Below are 5128 nucleotides of genomic sequence, written 5' to 3' on the forward strand. Positions count from 1 at the left end.
GGCGAGCAGCTCCATCACCTGCGCCTGCACGGTGACGTCCAGCGCGGTGGTCGGCTCGTCCGCGATGATCAGGTCCGGCTCCAGGGCCAGCGCCATCGCGATCATCACGCGCTGCCGCATACCGCCGGAGAACTGGTGCGGGTACTGCTTGACGCGTTCGCGGGCGGCGGGGATGCGGACCCGCTCCATCAGCTCGATCGCCTTGGCGCGGGCGTCCTTGCGGGAGGCCTTGTGGTGGACCCGGAACATCTCGCCGAGCTGCTCGCCGACGCTGAGCACCGGGTTGAGCGAGGACAGCGCGTCCTGGAAGATCATCGCCATCTTCGCGCCGCGCACCCGGCGCCGCTCCTCGGCGGAGAGCTTGAGCAGGTCCCGGCCCTGGAAGACGACCTCGCCCTGGGTGACGAACCCGGGGGGCGAGTCGAGGATGCCCATGATCGCCTGCGCGGTCACCGACTTGCCGGAACCGGACTCGCCGAGCACCGCCAGCGTCTCCCCGGCGTCCACCGAGTAGTTGACGCCGTTGACCGCTTTGGCGGTGCCCTCCCGGGTGCGGAACTCCACGTGCAGGTCCCGTACGTCGAGCAGCGGGCCGTCGCCGGCGGGCGGCTGCGCGGACGGTGCCGCGGCGGCTTCCGTGGCTCCTGTGCCACCTGTTGGCATCGCGACGCCTCCTAGCGCAGCTTGGGGTCGAGGGCGTCGCGGACCGCGTCGCCGAGCATGATGAACGCCAGTACGGTCAGGCTCAGCGCGCCGGCCGGCCACAGCAGCATGTGCGGCGCGTTGCGGATCTCGTTGGACGCGTCGGAGATGTCGATGCCCCAGGAGACGGTGGGCGGTTTCAGGCCCACGCCGAGGTAGGACAGCGTCGCCTCCAGTGCGATGTACGTGCCCAGCGCGATGGTGCCGACGACGATCACCGGGGCGACGGCGTTGGGCGTGATGTGCCGTACCAGCATCCGGGAGTTGCCGGCGCCGAGCGCGCGGGCGGCCTGTACGTAGTCGTTCTGCTTGGCGGTGATCACCGAGCCGCGGGCGATACGGGCGATCTGCGGCCAGCCCAGCAGCACCATGAACCCGACCACCGGCCACACCGTGGAGTTGGTGACCACCGACAGGAAGACCAGGCCGCCGAGGATCACCGGGATGCCGAAGAAGACGTCGCTGATCCGGGAGAGGATCGCGTCCCACCAGCCGCCGAAGAACCCCGCGAGGCCGCCGAGCACGCTGCCGAGGATGACCACGCCGGCGGTCGCGCACACACCGACGGTGACCGACGCCCTGGCCCCGTAGACGACGCGGGTGTAGACGTCGCGGCCCTGGTTGTCGAAGCCGAAGGGGTGGCCGGGGGCCGAACCCTCCTGTGCCCGGGCGAGGTTGGCCTTGAGCGGGTCCTGGGTGGCGATGGTGCCCGGCCAGATCGAGATGAAGATCAGGAAGAGGATGATCAGCGCGGAGATGATGAAGATCGGGTTGCGCCGCAGGTCGCGCCAGGCGTCGGACCACAGGCTGCGCGGTTTGGCGGCGGGGCCGCCCTCCTGCTCGGGCCCCGGCGGCTGCTCCAGGGTCTGCGCGTCGGAGGCGGCCAGGTCCATGCTGCCGCCGTAGCCGCCGGTCGGTGCGATGGCCTGGTTCGGGTCGATCGCTTCGTTGGGGTCGATCGGTTCAGGCATAGCGAATCCTCGGGTCCAGGACCGCGTAGAGCAGGTCGACAAGCAGGTTGGCCAGCAGGAACACCAGGACCAGGATGGTGACGAAGCCGACCACGGTGGGGGCGTTGTTGCGCAGGATGCCCTGGTAGAGCTGGTAGCCGACGCCGTGGATGTTGAAGATCCGCTCGGTGACGATCGCGCCGCCCATCAGGGCGCCGATGTCGGTGCCGATGAAGGTCACCACCGGGATCAGCGAGTTGCGCAGCAGGTGCCGGGTGATCACCCGGTGCCGGGGCAGGCCCTTGGCGACGGCGGTGCGCACGTAGTCGGCGCGGGTGTTCTCCGCGATCGAGGTGCGGGTGAGCCGGGTGACGTAGGCGAGTGAGACCAGCGCCAGCACCAGCCCGGGCAGGATCAGTTCGTTGAAGGGCGCGCTGGGCGACACCGAGGGCGCGGTCCACTTCAGCTGGACGCCGAAGACGTACTGGAGCACGTAGCCGGTGACGAAGGTGGGCACCGAGATGACCACCAGGGTCAGCAGCAGCACCCCGGTGTCGACCGGCTTGCCGCGCCGCATGCCGGTGATGACGCCGAGCAGGATGCCGATGATGATCTCGAAGATGATCGCCACGATGGTCAGCCGGATGGTGATCGGGAAGGCGCTGCCCATCAGCGAGGTGACGGCCTGGCCGTTGAAGGCGGTGCCGAAGTCCCCGCTGAAGATGTTCTTCATGTAGTGCAGGTACTGGGCGCCCAGCGAGTGGTCGAGGTAGAGGTCGTGCCGGATCTGGGCGGCCGTGGCCGGGTCCGGCGCCCGTTCGCCGAAGAGCGCGGCGACGGGGTCGCCGAGCGCGTAGACCATGAAGAAGATCAGGAAGGTGCTGCCGATGAACACCGGGATCATCTGGAGCAGCCGCCGGATCACATAGCGTCCCATGGGGCCTCCTGCACACCATGCACGGAAAGTGGGCGGAGGCCGCACCGGGGCGACCCGGTGCGGCCTCCGGCCGGTCTCACTTGACCTTGATCTCGTTGTAGACCGGGACGCTGAACGGGTTGAGCTTGACGTCGCTGAGGTTCGTCGAGTAGCCCGCGCTGCCGTTCTGGTACCACAGCGGGATCGCCGGCATGTCCTTGACCAGCAGCTTCTCCGCGTCCTGGAAGGTGCTGACGGCGCTGCTGGTGTTGCTGTCGGCGTTCGCCTGGTTGACCAGCTTGTCGAACTGCGGGTTGCTGTAGTGCGAGTCGTTGGAGGAGGCGTTGGTGAAGTACAGCGGCTGGAGGAAGTCCTGGATCAGCGGGTAGTCCATCTGCCAGCCGGACCGGAACGGGTTGGTCATCTGCTTGTTGGTGATCTTGTTCCGGAAGTCGGCGAAGGTGCCGGTGGGGGCGCCGACGCAGGCCTTGTTGTTGCCCAGCACGTTGTTGATGCTGTTGCAGACCGCGTCCACCCACTCCTTGTGCGAGCCGGTGTCGGCGTTGTAGCCGATGGTGATCTGCCCGCCGGGCAGGCCGCCGCCCTGCTGGATCAGCTGCTTGGCCTTGGTGGGGTTGTAGTCGCAGGTCTCACCGCACAGCCCCTCCTTGTAGCCGCCCGCGTCGCCGAGTACCGGGGAGGTCCAGTCGGTGGCGGGGGTGCGGGTGTTCTGGAAGATCTGCTGGGTGATCTGCTTGCGGTTGATCGCCATCGACAGGCCCTGCCGGACCAGGGCGGCCTTCGCCGACGACCAGCGGCTGTCGTAGAGCGGGAAGGCGATGGTCTGGATGATGCCGGCCGGCTCGTTGATGTAGCGGCTGCCGAGGTCGGACTTGACGTTCTTCAGCTGCGCGGCCGGGATGTCGTCGACCAGGTCGATGTTGCCGGCCTGGAGGTCGGTGTACGCGGTGTTGTTGTCGGTGTAGACCCGCAGGTCGACGCCGTTGTTCACGGCCGCGTCCGGGCCCTTGTACCCGTCCCACTTGCGCAGGGACATCTGGGTGCCCTTGGTGTACTGCTGGATCTTGTACGGGCCGTCGCCGACCGGGTTCTTCAGCCAGGCCGCCTGGTTGGTGAAGAACGACTGGGGCAGCGGGTAGAACGCCGAGTAGCCGAGGGTGTCGGGCCACAGCGAGAACTTCTGGTTGAGTTTCACCTTGAACTCGGTGTCCGACACCTTCGTCAGGCCCGAGAGCTTGGTGGCGGTGGACTTGGCGCCCGCGGCGTCCGGGTGCACCTTGTCGTAGCCGTCGATCTGCTCGAAGAAGAAGGCGTTGAGCTGGGCGTTCTTCAGCAGGGCGCCGAAGTTCCAAGCGTTGATGAAGGAGTCGGAGGTGACCGGCTCGCCGTTGCTGAACTTCCACCCCGGCTTGATCTTGATGTCGAAGTTCTGCGAGTCGGTGGTGGTGATCGACTGGGCGATCATGTTCTCGGCCTTGGCGGTCTCCGGGTTGTACTTCTTCAGGCCGCGGAAGATCATGTCGAGCACCTTGCCGCCCTGCACCTCGTTGGTGTCGGCCGGCTCCAGCGGGTTCTGCGGGTCGCCCCACGAGGCGCGCACGACACCGCCGCTGCTGCTGCCGCCACTGCTGTCGCTCCCGCCGCCGCAGGCCGTGGCGGCCAGCGCGACCGCCAGCACGCCCACCGCACACCTCACGCGTGTGGCTCCGCGCATCGAACGCCTCCTCATGGGTCCCAAAGGGCATGTGCGTACTCATGACACCGCAATAAGGGCATACCCGCACTTCTTGACTCCGTGTCGCGGGTCGAAGTGCGGGTCAGGAGGCGGTGGGGCGGCCGAAGTTCACCCGGGTGGACGCGTCCGGCGCGGCCGCCGGCCGCACGTACGGCGCAGCGCCCCGGTCCGCGGGAAGCGGTCCGGGGCGCTGCGTTCGTACGAGCCGGGGTGGCGGTGCGTCAGGGGTGTCAGGCCGCGTCGGCGGACCCGCCCACCACCTGCCGCTCCTCGGCGAAGTGGCACGCCGACTCGTGGGCGGCCGGGGTGTCGGTGCCGGCGAAGACCGAAGGCACCGCGAGCAGCGGCACCTCCTGCGCGCACCGCTCCTGCGCCTTCCAGCAGCGGGTGCGGAAGCGGCAGCCGGACGGCGGGTTCGCCGGCGAGGGCACGTCGCCGGTGAGGATGATCCTCCCCTTACCTGCGGCGGCGCTCCCCTCGCCGCCCGCGGCGGCGCCCACCCGCTCCTCGCGCCCGGTGGGGTCGGGCACCGGCACCGCGGAGAGCAGCGCCTGCGTGTAGGGGTGGGTCGGGTGCTCGTAGATCTCGGCGTCGGTGCCGATCTCCGCCATCCGCCCCAGGTACATCACGCCGACCCGGTCGGAGATGTGCCGCACGATCGACAGGTCGTGCGCGATGAAGAGGTAGGACAGGCCGAACTCGTCCTGGAGCTTCTCCATCAGGTTGATCACCTGCGCCTGCACCGAGACGTCCAGCGCGGAGACCGGCTCGTCGCAGATGATGATCTCCGGGTTGAGGGCCAGG

The 5128-nt window shown here is 68.5% G+C and carries 5 protein-coding genes; all 5 read right to left on the reverse strand.

Annotated elements, in window-relative coordinates:
• On the reverse strand, nt 1-663 hold a 663-nt coding region (locus tag WA788_RS34920), incomplete at its 3' end, for an ABC transporter ATP-binding protein (RefSeq protein WP_335984400.1).
• Between the two features lie 11 nt (nt 664-674).
• Nucleotides 675-1595 (reverse strand): ABC transporter permease, encoded by a 921-nt coding sequence (locus tag WA788_RS34925; protein ID WP_335984404.1) that lies wholly within the window; start codon nt 1593-1595, stop codon nt 675-677.
• Between the two features lie 70 nt (nt 1596-1665).
• A complete protein-coding gene (locus WA788_RS34930) occupies nt 1666-2589 on the reverse strand; it encodes an ABC transporter permease (protein WP_335984401.1) in 924 nt (307 codons plus the stop codon).
• A gap of 76 nt (nt 2590-2665) precedes the next feature.
• The gene (locus tag WA788_RS34935; protein WP_335984402.1) at nt 2666-4303 is read right to left on the reverse strand and encodes a peptide ABC transporter substrate-binding protein; all 1638 of its coding nucleotides are present in this window, start codon (nt 4301-4303) and stop codon (nt 2666-2668) included.
• A gap of 251 nt (nt 4304-4554) precedes the next feature.
• Nucleotides 4555-5128: ABC transporter ATP-binding protein (locus WA788_RS34940; protein ID WP_335984403.1), on the reverse strand; the 574-nt coding region annotated here is incomplete at its 5' end.

The organism is Streptomyces sp. CA2R106 (assembly GCF_037034245.1).
Classification (GTDB): Bacteria; Actinomycetota; Actinomycetes; order Streptomycetales; family Streptomycetaceae; genus Actinacidiphila.